This is a genomic window from Arthrobacter sp. SD1074B, assembly GCF_056780195.1.
On record NZ_JBRAZT010000001.1, the window covers coordinates 1,723,992 to 1,738,201 of the forward strand.

The 14,210-nt window shown below is 63.3% G+C and carries 13 protein-coding genes and 1 pseudogene; 4 read left to right on the forward strand and 10 right to left on the reverse strand.

Translation table 11 applies throughout. The annotated features are described in order from the left end of the window. Positions 1-34: 34 nt before the first annotated feature. The 4 genes from ACUYM2_RS07975 to ACUYM2_RS07990 form a co-directional block, all read right to left on the reverse strand. Positions 35-1,003 carry an aldose 1-epimerase family protein gene (locus tag ACUYM2_RS07975; RefSeq protein ID WP_481599582.1) on the reverse strand — a complete coding sequence of 323 codons (969 nt, stop codon included), beginning with the start codon at positions 1,001-1,003 and terminating at the stop codon, positions 35-37. Beyond that, on the reverse strand, positions 996-2,069 hold the full coding sequence (locus tag ACUYM2_RS07980; protein WP_481599583.1) for a glucose 1-dehydrogenase: 1,074 nt from the start codon (positions 2,067-2,069) through the stop codon (positions 996-998). The genes ACUYM2_RS07975 and ACUYM2_RS07980 overlap by 8 nt, the downstream gene beginning before the upstream one ends. After that, a complete protein-coding gene (locus tag ACUYM2_RS07985; protein ID WP_481599584.1) occupies positions 2,041-2,592 on the reverse strand; it encodes a hypothetical protein in 552 nt (183 codons plus the stop codon). The genes ACUYM2_RS07980 and ACUYM2_RS07985 overlap by 29 nt, the downstream gene beginning before the upstream one ends. Before the next feature lie 365 nt (positions 2,593-2,957). After that, a complete protein-coding gene (locus ACUYM2_RS07990) occupies positions 2,958-3,176 on the reverse strand; it encodes a hypothetical protein (RefSeq protein ID WP_481599585.1) in 219 nt (72 codons plus the stop codon). A gap of 236 nt (positions 3,177-3,412) precedes the next feature. Here ACUYM2_RS07990 and ACUYM2_RS07995 point away from each other — a divergent pair, with 236 nt between their 5' ends. After that, positions 3,413-4,477 carry a sodium:calcium antiporter gene (locus ACUYM2_RS07995; RefSeq protein WP_481599586.1) on the forward strand — a complete coding sequence of 355 codons (1,065 nt, stop codon included), beginning with the start codon at positions 3,413-3,415 and terminating at the stop codon, positions 4,475-4,477. A 21-nt stretch (positions 4,478-4,498) separates the two neighbouring features. On the opposite strand, the pseudogene ACUYM2_RS08000 reads toward ACUYM2_RS07995, so the two are convergent. The 3 genes and pseudogenes from ACUYM2_RS08000 to ACUYM2_RS08010 form a co-directional block, all read right to left on the reverse strand. Continuing rightward, positions 4,499-4,838: pseudogene (locus ACUYM2_RS08000) on the reverse strand (alcohol dehydrogenase catalytic domain-containing protein); the annotation flags it as partial. A 29-nt stretch (positions 4,839-4,867) separates the two neighbouring features. Continuing rightward, the gene (locus ACUYM2_RS08005; RefSeq protein ID WP_481599587.1) at positions 4,868-6,016 is read right to left on the reverse strand and encodes a glutathione-independent formaldehyde dehydrogenase; all 1,149 of its coding nucleotides are present in this window, start codon (positions 6,014-6,016) and stop codon (positions 4,868-4,870) included. Between the two features lie 611 nt (positions 6,017-6,627). Then, a complete protein-coding gene (locus ACUYM2_RS08010; RefSeq protein ID WP_481599588.1) occupies positions 6,628-7,782 on the reverse strand; it encodes a low temperature requirement protein A in 1,155 nt (384 codons plus the stop codon). A gap of 639 nt (positions 7,783-8,421) precedes the next feature. On the opposite strand from ACUYM2_RS08010, the gene ACUYM2_RS08015 reads away from it, so the two are divergent. The 3 genes from ACUYM2_RS08015 (at position 8,422) to ACUYM2_RS08025 (ending at position 10,964) form a co-directional block, all read left to right on the forward strand. After that, the gene (locus ACUYM2_RS08015; RefSeq protein WP_481599589.1) at positions 8,422-8,640 is read left to right on the forward strand and encodes a hypothetical protein; all 219 of its coding nucleotides are present in this window, start codon (positions 8,422-8,424) and stop codon (positions 8,638-8,640) included. Between the two features lie 199 nt (positions 8,641-8,839). Continuing rightward, positions 8,840-10,174: a sensor domain-containing phosphodiesterase gene (locus tag ACUYM2_RS08020; RefSeq protein WP_481599590.1), complete on the forward strand. Its 1,335-nt coding sequence runs from the start codon at positions 8,840-8,842 to the stop codon at positions 10,172-10,174. 112 nt (positions 10,175-10,286) lie between these two features. Then, positions 10,287-10,964, forward strand: a complete 678-nt coding sequence (locus ACUYM2_RS08025) for a hypothetical protein (RefSeq protein ID WP_481599591.1) — start codon at positions 10,287-10,289, stop codon at positions 10,962-10,964. Positions 10,965-11,130: 166 nt separating this feature from the next. On the opposite strand, the gene ACUYM2_RS08030 is transcribed toward ACUYM2_RS08025, so the two are convergent. The 3 genes from ACUYM2_RS08030 to ACUYM2_RS08040 all read right to left on the reverse strand — a co-directional run bounded on the left by ACUYM2_RS08030 (position 11,131) and on the right by ACUYM2_RS08040 (position 14,197). Further along, a complete protein-coding gene (locus ACUYM2_RS08030; protein WP_481599592.1) occupies positions 11,131-12,177 on the reverse strand; it encodes a helix-turn-helix domain-containing protein in 1,047 nt (348 codons plus the stop codon). A 671-nt stretch (positions 12,178-12,848) separates the two neighbouring features. Further along, complete coding sequence (locus ACUYM2_RS08035; protein ID WP_481599593.1) at positions 12,849-13,844, reverse strand: sugar phosphate isomerase/epimerase family protein; 996 nt, start codon at positions 13,842-13,844, stop codon at positions 12,849-12,851. Between the two features lie 53 nt (positions 13,845-13,897). Then, on the reverse strand, positions 13,898-14,197 hold the full coding sequence (locus ACUYM2_RS08040) for a putative quinol monooxygenase (RefSeq protein ID WP_481599594.1): 300 nt from the start codon (positions 14,195-14,197) through the stop codon (positions 13,898-13,900). Positions 14,198-14,210 lie beyond the last annotated feature (13 nt).

Genomic DNA, 14,210 nt, shown 5'->3' on the forward strand with positions numbered 1-14,210 from the left:
GGTTTGGTCCCGGGCTGAATGATGGCGTGGTCCGTCAGAGCGGCTTGATGCCCCATTCGCCGGTGTGGGATTGCTCGGGCTCAAGGATGATCAGGCCCTCGCCTGAGTTGAACGCGTCAGGCGCGCAGGTCATAGGTTCAACCCCCAGTCCGGTGCGCCGCCGGTCGGTCTGCGGCAGGGTGTCGCCCGTGAATATCTCCAGGTATGGGTAGGATTCGTCGACCCACAGCTCCACGCCGGAGGAGCCGTCCGCGCGGAGGAGTTTCACCCGTGCCCGACCGTCGGCGTCACGGATCAGGTCCGTGTAGGAAACGTCGATGTTCCGACCGCCCAGCTGCTGAAGCTCCCTCAGGTCGTAGTCTGTGCCATCCACCCGCTCATGCCCGGTGGGGATGCCGCGTTCATCCACCGGCAGGAAGGTGCGTCCGGGCACCTGCACCAAGCCGGCGTCGATGGCGCCCGCGCGGCCCGCGCCCGTGCTGAGGTAGGGGTGCGCCCCCGTACCGTAGGGGCAGGGTGACGCGCTTCGGTTTACCACCGTGGTCCGCACGGTTAACCCGCCGGGGCCCAGCTGGTAGTCCAGGCGGCAGTCAAGGATCCAGGGCCATCCCTGGCAGGCGTGCAGGGTGTACGTGAAAGAGATCTTGCTGTTTTCGTGCTCCGCAACCGGTACGTCCCAGTTCCGCCACCTCGTCAACCCGTGGATGGCTCCGCCCTTCTCCGGCTCGCTCAGGTCAAGCTGGAGCTGCTGGTCTTCCCACTCGTAACTGCCGCCCTTGATCCTGTTGGGCCAGGGAATCAGCGACTGCCCGCGCGCGCCCGTGCACATCTCTTCCGGCCCGTATCCATCCAGCAGGGGTCGTCCGTCCTTACGGTATTCGCGCAGCGCTGCCCCGACTTCTGTCAGCAGTACCGTTTGCCCGCCGGAGGAAATTTCATACTGTCGACCCGAGGGGAGGCGGTGGCCCGTCGCGGAGCTCTTGCGGGCCTGGCCCTCATCCATCAGTGCTCCCGTCCTTAGTGTCACGGGCGAGGTCCAGGACGACCTTGACATCGTCGGGTCGGTGCTCGAAGGCCTGGGCGAAGTCCTCCAGCGGAAGCTTCCGGCTGATGAGGCGCCGTAGCCAGCCACGGTCTGCCGCGGCGAGTGCCTCGGCGCCGGCGTCGTAGTGACGACGGTTCGCGTTGACGCTGCCGAACACCACGCCATTCATCAAGACTTCCTCACGGTTGAGCGCGCCCACGTCCACCCTTGTCTGTTTCCCGGTGCTGGAAACACCTGTCAGGCATGTGATGGCGTCCTGGGCCCGGCACGCGAGCGCGTCAAGGACCACCGTGGTGATGCCGGTGCATTCAATCAGGACGTTGGGATTAATGCCGGATTCGGGCAGTGTTTCGCTGTGGTAAGTAGCGCCCAGGTCCCGGACCAGGTCCGGCTTGGGGCCGTCTGTGACGATGTCGAAGACATGGACGTCCAGGCCCCGCTGGACTCCCAGCAGTGCTGCGAGCAAGCCAACCGGACCCGCCCCGGTGACGACGGCGGTGTGCGGGTCGAAGAATGCCCGCTGTCCGATCCTGTCGACCTGCTCCCAGGCCTTGGCCACGATCGTCGTGGGCTCCAGCAGGACGCCCACGTCCTCCAGCCCGGGATCCAGCTTAACCATTGCCCCCGGATCCGCCCGCCAGTGTTCCCTGGCGAACCCGTGCAGGCCTTTAATCCCGTGCTCGGTGTAGGTGCCGTTCAGGCACATATCCCACTCCCCGGCCGCGCAGGCCTTGCACGGCTCAGGGTCCGGCCTGCGGACAATCCCCACCACCAGGTCGCCCTTGGCCAATCCGGAATCCGGGGGACAATCAAGGACCCGGCCAAGGTTCTCATGTCCCAGCACCAGGTAGTTCTGGCCGGGCGGGGCTTCCCCGTACTCGGCCGCAACGATCTCCGCGTCGGTCCCGCACAGCCCCACGGCCAGGGACTCCACCAGCACTTCGCCCTGTTCGGCCGCAGGGCCGGGGACGTCGCGCAGGAGAAGCGTATTCTTCTCACCGGGAGTTACAGTCAATGCCCGCATTATTCCTCCTCAGAACAAAAACGATGGATGCCAGGCTTCCCGCGCGCTGCTGTTCGAATGTGAGGTGCAAGGCTGCGGAGGCCCGGTTTGGGGCGTTCTGCATGATGGATTCCGTCAGGAACGTCACAATTGTCGGGCCCGTGCGCCTGAGGTATCGCCGCGGAGCGGACTGTCCGGGTACCCTCGCACGGAGGGTCCCTGATCGGATTTCCGCTGCCGCGAAGGCCAGGGCGATGGCCGCGTTGGCGACGGCAGCGGTCCGTCGTCGCCGGTCGAGCGCTGCTAGGACAAGCATCGCGAAGGCATGAAGGGCGTCGACACCGCCGCTGATCCGGTTCATTGCCGCACCGCCGCCGAAGGCGATGTTGGCGGCGGCCTGCAGCAGGTGCCTGGCCCCCAGGATACGGGTGAACGTGCGGGCGTGGGCGTCGGGGGAGCCTCCGATCAGGAGGCATTCAGCCGCCGAGGGGGCTAGGAGCGCGACGGTACCGTAGGCTGCCCGGAGCACTTCGGGGGACCTCACTGGTCATCCCTTAGAGTATGGACTGCGCCAGTGGCTGCAGCCGTAGCGGGGACCGCTCCGAGTCTGGTCGCGGTGAGGCCATGGTGTTGGGAGGCACTGCGGCCCCCGTACTCGCGGCGCCTGGGGTGTGCCGCGGCGTAACCGACGGCGCGAGCTGCTACTTCGTGCCGGTCGATCGACAGTACCGGATTCGCTGGGTGCGGGAGGCGGGAGGGTGCTCCGGATGACTGGGGAGTGGCCACGGCCGGCATCTGCTTCATGGTGTTCCGGATACCGCTGCGCCCGTGCAGCGGTTCCGTCGGCAACACCTCATGGAAATCCTGGATCGCGTGCTTCGTGTCCCGCCGCCACACCGTGGTACTCGTTCAGCTGCCAGCCCGAACTGCGGCAGCGGCGAGGATAAAGCCGGTGAGAGCGGTGGCGGCGCACAATATCCAGAGCACGCCGACGACCCCGCTGCTCTGCCGTACGACGCGGGGCCCCGCCGTGGACGCGACGCCTGCCCGAACCAGGGCGGCGCCCGCGCTGGCGATGGCGATTGTCCAGCACAGCCACTGGATGACGGCTGTTGAACCCTGTTCCATGGTTTTCCCTTTCTAAAGGTGGCATACGCGGCAGGCTGCCGGCACGGACGTTCCTTGCTTTAACGCTATCATTGCGTAAGCGCAATGGAAATAAGTTCGCGCGGCATCTTTGCCGCGGGACCCCGGGACGCCTACTGTGCGGCGCGGGTCCGAGCAAGGCCGGCGTTCCGCACTGCGTAAGCGCAACTGAATGCTCCGTGAGTGGGCCGGCGAGCCCGGATTGGATCGTGCTAGTGATGGGGTCCTTGCCTCTGTGGCTTCTGATCGTTATTTTCGTCAGCGCCTCGGCCGTGATTTGGTTCGCTGGCATCCAGCTTTCCCGGAAGACCGATATTCTGGACAAGCGATTCCATCTCGGCTCCGCTTTAGGCGGGTTGATTCTCCTGGCCATAGCGACGAATCTCCCCGAAGTTGCCATCACGGTCAGCGCCGCTGTCTCCGGGGACCTGGACGTGGCGGTGGGCAACATCCTCGGCGGCATCGCGCTGCAGACGGTCGTCTTGGTGGTGCTGGACGTCTTCGGCACTAAGGGAAAGCACCCGCTGACGTATGAGGCGGCGTCTTTGACCCTTGTCATAGAGGCCGTGACTGTCGTCGCGGTGCTTGCAGTGGTTATCGCCGGAAGTCAGATGCCGTCAGGAGTGGTGTTCGCGCGCCTGACGCCGAGTGCGATCCTGATCGCAGTCGTATGGGTTGTGGGCCTGTTTCTGGTCCAGCGCGCGCAGAAGCACCTTCCCTGGCAGGAGCAGGGAGAGGCCCCGGAAAGCCAGTCAGAACCGAAGGGCCACAGCAAAGCAAGAACAAGGCACGACTCCACAAAGGCCAAAGGCACCGGCGCTTCTATCGCTATTTTCGCCGGTGCCGCCGTCGCGACCCTGATTGCCGGCGTCGTACTGGAACAAAGCGGCAGCGCAGCAGCAAGCCAGCTCGGTCTCTCCGGCGTGCTCTTCGGCGCCACCGTGCTGGCTCTAGCAACGTCCCTGCCGGAGATTTCCACCGGTCTCGCCTCCGTACGGCAGGGTGATTACAAGCTGGCTGTCAGTGACATTTTCGGCGGAAACGCTTTCCTTCCGGTTCTTTTCCTTCTGGCGGTCCTCATTTCCGGCGAGGCGGTCCTGCCACAGGCCCGGACCACCGACATCTATCTCACAGCGCTGGCGATCCTGCTCACTGTTGTATACCTGCTGGGTCTGCTCTTCCGGCCCCAACGGCGCATAGCGGGGATGGGAACCGACTCCCTCGTTGTCCTCGTGCTCTATGCGCTCGGCGTCGCCGGGCTCTTTGTCGTCGCCGGGGGATAAAAGCCAAGCGTTCATTAGCGGCGCATCGGTGAGGAGGACTGCGTCCTCTTCGTCCATCCAGTCGGGAATCGTGGAAGGCCCCACGTCCGCGAAGGGCACCCGGACGAACTTGCCTGTCCGCCGTCGTACCCTCCGCAGGTGTGGGAGTAGCGGTAGATGCCGCCCACCGCCGTCGCGTTCGGTTTCACGTTGTGGCAGTTCGAGCAAAGGCCGCAGGAGGCACCATCGCACGGTCGCCCGGGGCGGCGCTCTGCACGGACGGGCCCTCCTCATGCACCACGCCCACGAACTCGTGCCCGAACATCATCCCCACCCGCATATCCGGCACCATGCCGTGATACGGGTGCAGGCCGGAGCCGCAGCGGGTGCTCTGGGTAAGCCCGGACGCACTCAGGCTTTGGCCGGGTGGAGGACGACTTTGGTCCAGCCGTCTTCACGGTTGTCGAAGTTCTTGTACCCCTCCGGTGCCTGATCCAGCGGCAGCTCGTGGCTGACGACGAACGACGGACTGGCCTTTCCGCCGGCGATCAGATCGCGCAGGGCACGGTTGTACTTCTTGACCGGGCACTGCCCCGACCCCATGGTTTGTGCCTTGAACCAGTAGTTTCCGTAGTCGAAAGCCACCTGGCCCTGCTGGGCGAGTTTGTCGGGGCCGCCGGGGTCCTGTGGCAGGAACACACCCACGACGCCGAGGCCGCCGACGAACCGGACCGAGTCCACGAGCCGGTTCAGGGTCAGGTTGGGTTGTTCGTTCCCGCCGGGGTCGTGGGCCTGGTAGCCGACGCATTCGCACCCCCGGTCAGCCCCGAACCCCATGGTCTGATCCTTGACGAACTCGACGGGGTCCACTTTTGAATCATCCACGGGGATGGCGCCGATTTGTTCCGCCAGCTTCAGGCGGTCGCTCTGCCGGTCCACCACCATGACCTTGCCGGCGCCTCTAATGATGGCGGAGTAGGCGGCCATCAGCCCCACGGGTCCCGCACCGTAAATGACGACAGAGTCGCCCGGGTAGACCCCGGCGAGCTCGGTGGCATGCCAGCCGGTGGGGAAAATATCGGCGAGCATGACGTAGTCCAGTTCTTTCTCCACGGAGTCCTCGCCCAGGCGCAGGCAGTTGAAGTCCCCGTAGGGCACGCGCAGGTACTCGGCCTGCCCGCCCTGGTACGGACCCATGTCGGCGAACCCGTAGGCGGCGCCGGCGAGTTGAGGCTCGGGCTGCATGGTCAGGCAGTAGTTGGTGAATCCCCGTTCGCAGTTTTTACAGAATCCGCAGGCGATGTTGAACGGCAGCACGACCCGGTCGCCGACCTTGACCTTGCTTACTGCAGGGCCGGTCTCGACCACCTCCCCGAGGTTCTCGTGCCCTAAGGAACGGCCCTGGTCGAAGCTGGTACGGCCTTCGTACATGTGCAGGTCTGAACCGCAGATATTTGCCGAGGTAATCCGCACCAGTACATCGGCAGGGTGCTCGATTTTGGCATCCGGTACGTCCTCGACGCTGACTTCTTTGGGTCCTTTGTAGATGACAGCCTTCATTTTTCCGCTCTTTTCTAAATCCCATGCCCATCAGGCCAAGCAGGAGCAACGTTTGAGGTGTTGCATAGCGTTTGAGATAGGCACCGGAAGGCGGCACTGAGTCACTGAAACGCCTGACTTGGCGGTCGAGGAAACGGGGAACAAGGGTTCTATGAGGCCCTCCAGAAGAGTTCGGAGGGCAAAGGATTTCAGACGGCTGGCTGCCCGGGAAACCGCAGCTGGTCGGTCTGTACGCGAACGAGAAACTCGTTGAGCCACAATGCTAAGCATGCTTCGCAAGGATGTCGAGGGGTCTGCCGAAAGCATCCCAAACACGCATCGATGAGGCAGGGTTACGCATGGCGCTGATGATGTGGTCGTCAGGTGTTCGTTGATGGCCGGATAGGGGACTTGGTCGTTGGCGGGTTGCTGCGTGCGCCGACGGTGAGTGCTGCCGCAGCGGCGGACCAGCACAGGAAAAATGTTGCCCGGTGAGACATCCCGCTGGCCCCGGGGAAAAGAAACATGGGTTGGAAGAGTGTGAAGAGCAGGTACTTCAACTGCGAGCGGAATAGGGCGCACAGCTCCGGCCCGCCGGAGCGCAAAGCCAATGGGCGGCGCACCATTTGCGGTCAGTCTTGGGTCCGGGGCGTTCCTAGTTGCGTTCGGCGGCGGCGGTTTATGGCGTCTGAAACTGCTACACCAATGAGGGGGAGCACAGCTGCCATGGCGGCCACGAAGGCCGGGAGGAGAAGGCTCAAATATGCCAGGACCGCCAAGGCTCCGATGCCGGCAAGGTCAGTTGGTTGGCGGTGGCCCAGTACCCGCCGGACAAAAAAGCCACGGCCGGCAAGGAAGAGAGCCGGCCCGCCAAAAAGAAACAGTATGGTGGCCAGGTCGGGGCGGGCGGCCGGATCGCTGATGACGAGCTGATCACCAACCGCCACCAGGATCAGGCCCGCCAGTAGCACGACCAAGGTGTTGCCGGCCAAAATGCCGGGTCGGAACTGATCATCAACAGAAGCAAGCTTCTCCAGAATCTCTTGCTCCAGGCCATGAAAGTAGCACCACCAGACCGCGACGCTTCCGGCCAAGCTCACGCTCCCGGTCACAAATATGAAACCGTCTTCCAGGTTGCCGGCAATCGCCAGGCCGGTGGAGAGGATCGTCTCGCCAAGCGCGATCAGGTAGAACAGCCCGAACCGCTCAAAGATCCTTTCTCCCGGGAGCGGGACCCGGCTTCCTTCGGTCTTCTGTCCCGGCAACCGGTGAGCCAGCATATGGCCGCCCAGATCGATCGCGGCAGCGATACCCCAGAACACCAGACGGGGCTCCGGACTGAAAAAGACGCCAGCAATCCAAAACGGTGCGCTCATGCACCCCCAGATCAGCGTGCGTACGAAATGGTTGTGGGTGGTGCGGTCAAGGCCGACAGTGAGCAACCAGCCACCGCGGCCCAGCTGGACCAGGAGATAACTCGCAGCAAACAGCCAGCCGAAGGCGCCAAATGCCGAGCCGATTGAGGCGTTCATGAAAAGTGTGACAAGCATGACGATCAGCAGCATCCACTGCACCTCAAACCGCGAAGTGTCCAGCAACGTAGCCGCCCAGGTCGTATATACCCAGACCTTATAGACCGCAAGAAGAAGCACAAAGGTCTCACCGGCCACCACCCACGAAGGATGCTCCAGTAAGTGATGGGACAGCTGCGACAGTGCGAAGACAAAGACCAGATCGAAGAATAGCTCAAGCCGCGTAACCCGGCCCCCGGAGGCTGCGGTACGCATCAGTGACCTGGCACGGACCATGAGTATCCTCCACTCGGCTGGGAGCGGACGGACGCCCCTCCTGTTGTCGAAAGACTGACGACGGTCAGTAGAGAAGTCAAGGGGGAACTCGCCGGAGAGGTGCACGGTGCACCTCCGTCGGCGCAAGGGAATCGGTGCACGCGCCGGGCGAACCCTTCCGGAACTCCTAGCGTTGGCGTGTTCGGGCAGTCGTCGCTGCCCGTGCTTACCCACAGCACGACGGCGACGCGGGACAGCCGCGACCCGGTACGGGTTGTGAACGCCGTCTGAGAGCTCCGTGGCAGCATATTTCGTCACCGTAGTTCAGTTTTCACCTCACGAATCGGCCCAACTTCGCACAGCGCTGGCAGACCCCTGCACGAATCGATAGGTCCGGGATCAAAGAATGCACGCTTTGGAACAACTCCCCGGTTTTTGCACGACCAACGACCGTAGGATTTTTTTGAAGGCGGTCACGCAGCTTTCGGCGGGGCAACTCCGGCCCGTGGTGCCGTTCGTTTCGCTATGGCCGGGCCCCGACCGTAAAGCCCTTGCAGAGCTGCACTAGCGGCTCCGTGCCGGGATGCCGGCCGCGTGAGCGGACTGCCTCTTTGAGTGCTACCAGAACAGGAACGACCTATGACCACCGCCGCCACCGGGATGATTTACCACATCACAGCAGACGAGCCTCATTTGATAGCCGAACGCCTCGATGCCGCCGAGGAATTGGCCCGGGAACGTGCGCTCATCGAAGGCAAACACGGAATTCTTGTGACCCGCCATGGACCGACCTCATTCACAGTAAACCTGACCCCGGACGTTCCCTACGGAACCACACAGGAATGCGATCTCGCCTAAGACGGGAACAGTGCCGGCATGAACGAGGTCCGGCCACACTGATCCTCGACGCAACTGCCGCGTCACGGCGTGCCCAGGCAGATATCGCCGATGCTGACTCCAAATGATCCAATGTCCGAATTGCGCACGGAAGAAGGCCCGCGTGTCCCCAGCCCCGACGGCCACCGGCCAACCTCGAACATCAGCGTGCGGTCGATGGTTGCTGGCCGTTCTGTCACTTTGGTTGGTGTCGGCGCTGTCAATACTTCTGCCTCTCCTTTTTGGTTTGGAGCCTTGGAACGGGCGCGGGGTCCCCGCCGAATCGTCCATCTTCGCCTCTATACTGCTCCTTCCGGTTCTTCTTCATGCGGCCTGGCGCCTTGTCCGGCAACAGCGCCGCGAGCGGATCGAGGCATCGACCACCGCCAGGCTCATGGAGACGGTCCTGAGTGCTACCCGGGTCTGGCTTTGGGCTGTCGGCGCAGACGGCCGGTTCACCTTCTCCAGTGTGGCAAGTCGGGAGCTGCTCGGCTATGAGCCCTCCGATCTGGTGGGACGCCCGTGCAGTCTCATCATCGACCTTGCCGACCTCAAGACCGCACGGAGACCAGATGCAGGTGCCACCCGAGAAGGGTTTTTGCTTTCCGCCCGTCACCGGGATGGGCGGCGACGGAGCGTTGAGGTCGTCGGGTGGCGCCGGTCCGACGTGGCGGGCCGGAGATCAGGATTCGAGGGGATCGCGCGCCTGTCGGCAGACTGCGCCGTGCAGCGCCCGGACAATATGGAAATCGCGGCGCGCCTCGATCACCTGATCGCCACCCGGACACTGATCACGGCGTTTCAGCCGATTTGTCATCTGGGAACCGGCGAGATTGTCGGAGCCGAAGCGCTTACTCGCTTCGTCAGTTCTCCTGCCATGTCCCCGGATCAATGGTTTGCCGACGCGGATTCAATCGGACGTGGCCCCGAACTGGAATTTCTCGCTTTGGAAACAGCCTTGCTTGCGGCTGCGGATCTTCCTACCCACCTCTATATCGCCGTCAATCTCTCCCCGTCGGCATGCCTTGACAGGAGGATGAATGACATCGTGGGTAAATCCGGGCTGAAGCCTGAGCGAATCGTCGTAGAGCTGACCGAGCGCTCAGCCGTTGCTGACTATGCACGCCTCGCAGCAGCACTGGCTCCACTTAGAAGCGCTGGCCTACGCGTAGCCATCGACGACGTCGGCGCCGGGTTCTCGTCGATGCGCCACATCCTGAGGCTCGATCCAGAACTGATCAAACTTGACCGGACAATCGTTGCGGGAATCGACAATGACCCGAAGCAGAGAGCGCTGTGCGCGGCGATGGTCAGTTTCTCGTCACAAATCGGGTCAGGCCTGGTCGCCGAGGGAATCGAAACCCATGCAGAACTAACGGCCCTTACCGAGATGGGAGTGACGACCGGGCAGGGCTACCTCTTAGGGCGACCATCTGTGCTGTCGGCGGACTGGTCCCGTTGGAGGCAGCGGAACCGGTCGTCACGGAGTGGAGATGCCGAACCAAATGACACTTGACGGATCAGGGTCTCGGAGCCGGCCAGTCTTCCGGCCAGTTTCTGACGGGCGCGAGTCATGCGCTTTGCCCGGCGTGGAGAACCGACGCCACGACGATACGGAAAGTATTCAGATGACATCAGCTCCCGAAACCGTCCTTTGGACGATGCTCACAGGTGTGGACGCCGCCCGGGACCACATCCTCGGTGCTGCGTTGGAATTAGGTTTCAGGGCTACGTCCGGGGATGAGGAACACCTCTACATCGAGGTGCCATTTTCCCTCCGCAAGCGACGCCGAGCCGCGAGGCTTACCGCTACCGTATGGCCAGCCGCGCGCGGGGCAGACGTGGTCTGGACAGCAGATCCCGGGCCGCTGAACCATGAGCACCTAGCCAGTATCGAGGAAAGGCTACCCGAGGGTGTCATCGATTACTACGGGATGGAGGACGCCGCGTTGAGGGCAGGACTCTCCCTGGACGGGCGGACTGAGTTACGTACCGTCGTTCGTGTGCTGGCTCGAGATGAAACCGTCCGAGCTATCGGCAGGGGGCACCTGAACGAGACCGCTGGGTACATCGTCCTTACGACCAGGCGCCTCCTCGTGATCGAAGCGTCGGGCCTCGGATCGCGCACACTCTTCGATGCCCCGCACGGATCCATCGAAGCGCTTTCGCTGGGCAAGCGAACCACCGGTGAGACGCTGAGGATCGTCCTGCCCCAAGGGCCGATCATGATTTCGCGACTCGGCCACGGCGAAGGCCACGGCCTCGTCAAAAGCTACAAGGACGTAAAGCAGGAGCGGGTCCGCTAGGCCCCGCGTCGGTGGGGCGCCGGTTGACCCCCGGGCTCCCGAAACCAATGACCGCAGGGTCACCTCCTAAGCTAACGAGTCGTGTGGGATCAGATATCGAGACAGCGGGGGAGGCTGCGAAGACGTGGTACGGACCAGATGCCAGGCGAGATTCTGTCCGGCCGGCTCACGGCGCGGTAAGTTTCCTTAGTTCGGCGGCTCGAAGCCGCAGAAGGGCCGGGTTGTCCTGCGCGTCCCTGAGCGAGAGCCCGGTGAGTTCCCTGACGGCACGCCGCATGGCTTGCAGGCTTCCGAATCCGCTGGCGCCCGCTATGTCCGTCAGGGAGCGTTGCCAGGCGGTTGCTTCGGCGAGGAGCTCGAGAGCTTCCGTGGTCCGCAGGGCGCGGATGTGGCCGCTGACCTGGAGCCCCTCGTCTTCGAAGAGGTGGTAAAGGGCTCGGCGTGAAAGGAAGGAGTAGGCCACAACCTCGTCAACAGTGAGGGCAGTGTTTCTGAAGTTCTTGCGCATGAATTTCTTGATCATTGTGATGCGGGCCAGTCTGAGATCGCCGGGATCGGCCGTGGTCTCGAGCAAGGAGCTGACCAGGGCCGTCATCATCGACCGGACGACCGGTTGGAGCCGCTGCATCTCCTGCGCTATCACCGTCCGCTGCCAGCCGGACAGGGCCGGCAGAATCAGCCCAGACATGATGGGGTTTGCCCTGATGTCCGCCAACCCCTGCAGCCGTTTAACTGATCTGTCGTCCAGGCCCAGGAGACCTCGATCAAAACGGACCCGCACCGCGCTTAGGCCGGCTGGCGCATGGAAGTTGCCCGGTAACGACAGGTCAAAGAACCTGACTGTTCCGGGAGAGACGGCCTCGGAGCGTCCCGAAAAGCTGAACTTGTCACACGAAGTCCTGAAATACACGAGCCAGTCGCTGGGCGTCGGATCCCCGTTCCAGTAGCAACTGGCAGGTTCATTCGTGACATCAACGAGACTGAACCCGGGACACTCGAGACTCAAGGCGGTTGGATTGAAACCCGGCCGCACTAACTTTTCGGTTTTTTCCAAACGAACACGAGCATCAATGGCGCTGCCGTACCAGCCCCGCCAATGTTCGAATTTTTCTTCGGGGCTCACCCCGGCCGGAACACTGTAGCGCCTGATGTGGTCCTGCGGTGCCCCGCCCGGACCGCCGGCACCGACGTTTACGCGGGATATTTTTTCCATGAGCATGGGACCTTCCGGCTGAACCGCGATTCACTGTGCCGAACACGTAGAAGCAAAGGTGTTTGTGTTGAACGGGTTGTCGACCGCCAATAAAGTATACCGGCGGGCGGTCAGCTGGGGCGCCCGCTGGTGGTCGGTGGAATGGCATTGTGCCGAAAGCCGGGCCCGGGCCACTGGTTCTACCGCCAGTCCGGCGTCCAGGGCTCGAAGCGCAATCCCGTAGCGGGAGACCCGGTCCTGGAACTGGCCAAGACCAGATTCTCTGTCACAGCGGGTGCGCCGTCGGCGTATATTGGTTGCTTCAAGCCGGCCAGCAGCAACTCAGTGGCACCCGGCCACCGGGTTCTGACAGTGGGGACCTCGGGTCGAAGGAGGTGGATGCCCTCTAAGAGGGTGTCGCGTATGTCCCGACCTGCCCCTTGGGCGTCCTGAGAACCCCCAGCGTCCCACCGTGAACGAGCACGGCACAGTCAATGGTCTTGCCCACGTCCAGGAAGAGAATGTTTTGCGGGCGATGGAACGGGGACTGCGACGATTCCCCCGGCGTTTCCGCGGCGAAATCGGACCAAGGCTGCGCAAACGGTGCGGTGCGCCGGGGATCCGCGGTGCGCCGGTCCGGTTTCCCCGCGGGTGTCCGGAAACGTCGCGAAACCGGGCCGTGCGACGTGCCTTTACTGCTTGAAGGCGGCGTCGAAGGAGGTGTTGGACGCCGGGAAGTCGTACTTCTTGAGAGCGGCGAGGGCTTCGGGCGCGCCGTGGAGCCGGTCCATGCCAGCGTCCTCCCATTCGATGGAGATGGGGCCGGCGTAGCCGATTGCCGTGAGGGCGCGGAAGGACGATTCCCAGGGGACGTCGCCGCGGCCGGCTGAGACAAAGTCCCAGCCGCGGCGAGGGTCGCCCCAGGGCAGGTGCGAGCCCATGACCGTGTTCCGACCGGTGGGGCGTAGCTTCGTGTCCTTGCAGTCCACGTGATAGATGCGGTCCTTGAAGTCCCAGATGAACGAGACCGGGTCGATGCCCTGCCACATGAAGTGCGACGGATCCCAGTTCAGGCCGAAGGCCGCGCGGTGGCCGATCGCCTCGAGGGTTCGGACGGTGGTCCAGTAGTCGTAAGCGATCTCGGAGGGATGAACCTCATGGGCAAAACGGACCCCGCATTCGTCGAAGACGTCCAGGATGGGGTTCCAGCGGTCGGCGAAGTCCTGGTAGCCGGCCTCGATCACCTTCTCAGGGACGGGCGGGAACATCGCGACGTACTGCCAGATCGAGGAGCCTGTGAAGCCGACGACGGTGTCTACGCCGAGGGCGTTGGCGAGCCGGGCGGTGTGTTTCATTTCCTCGGCGGCGCGGCTGCGGACGCCTTCGGGCTCGCCGTCGCCCCAAACGCGCGCCCCGACAATCGCCTCGTGCCGGAAGTCGATCGGGTTATCGCACACGGCCTGGCCCTTGAGATGGTTGGAGATGGCCCAGACCTTGAGGTTGTATTTTTCCAGTACCGCGAGCTTGGACTCGACGTAGCCGGGTTCGTCCCAGCGCCAGGCGTCCAGGTGGTCGCCGGAGACGGCGATTTCCAGGCCGTCGTAACCCCAGCCGGAGGCCAGCCGGGCGACTTCCTCGAACGGCAGATCGGCCCACTGACCGGTGAACAGGGTGTACGGGTGGGGCATGTCAGGCTCCTTCGGTAGCGGGGATGGCGAAGATTGGGTAACGGGCTTGAGAGCTACGAAGTAATGCCCGGGCGGAAGACTCTGAGCTCCCGGGCCATGACTTGTTCTGCGGATATGAGAAAGTCTTTGACGTGCTGCTGCTCATTGTGGACGTCCAAGGCCTTACTGCTCGTCCACTTTTCGTAGAGCACGAATGTGCCCGGCGCCTCCGCGTCGTTGAAGACAGAGTATTCGAGGCAGCCGTCGTCAAGGCGGCTGGCAGTTTGAAGATCAGACAGTAGCCGCGCCAGCTCATCTTCGAAGCCGGGCTTGGCTTCGAACACCGGAATGAGGCGGACGGCGGTGTCAGTCACACGGGGTACGGCA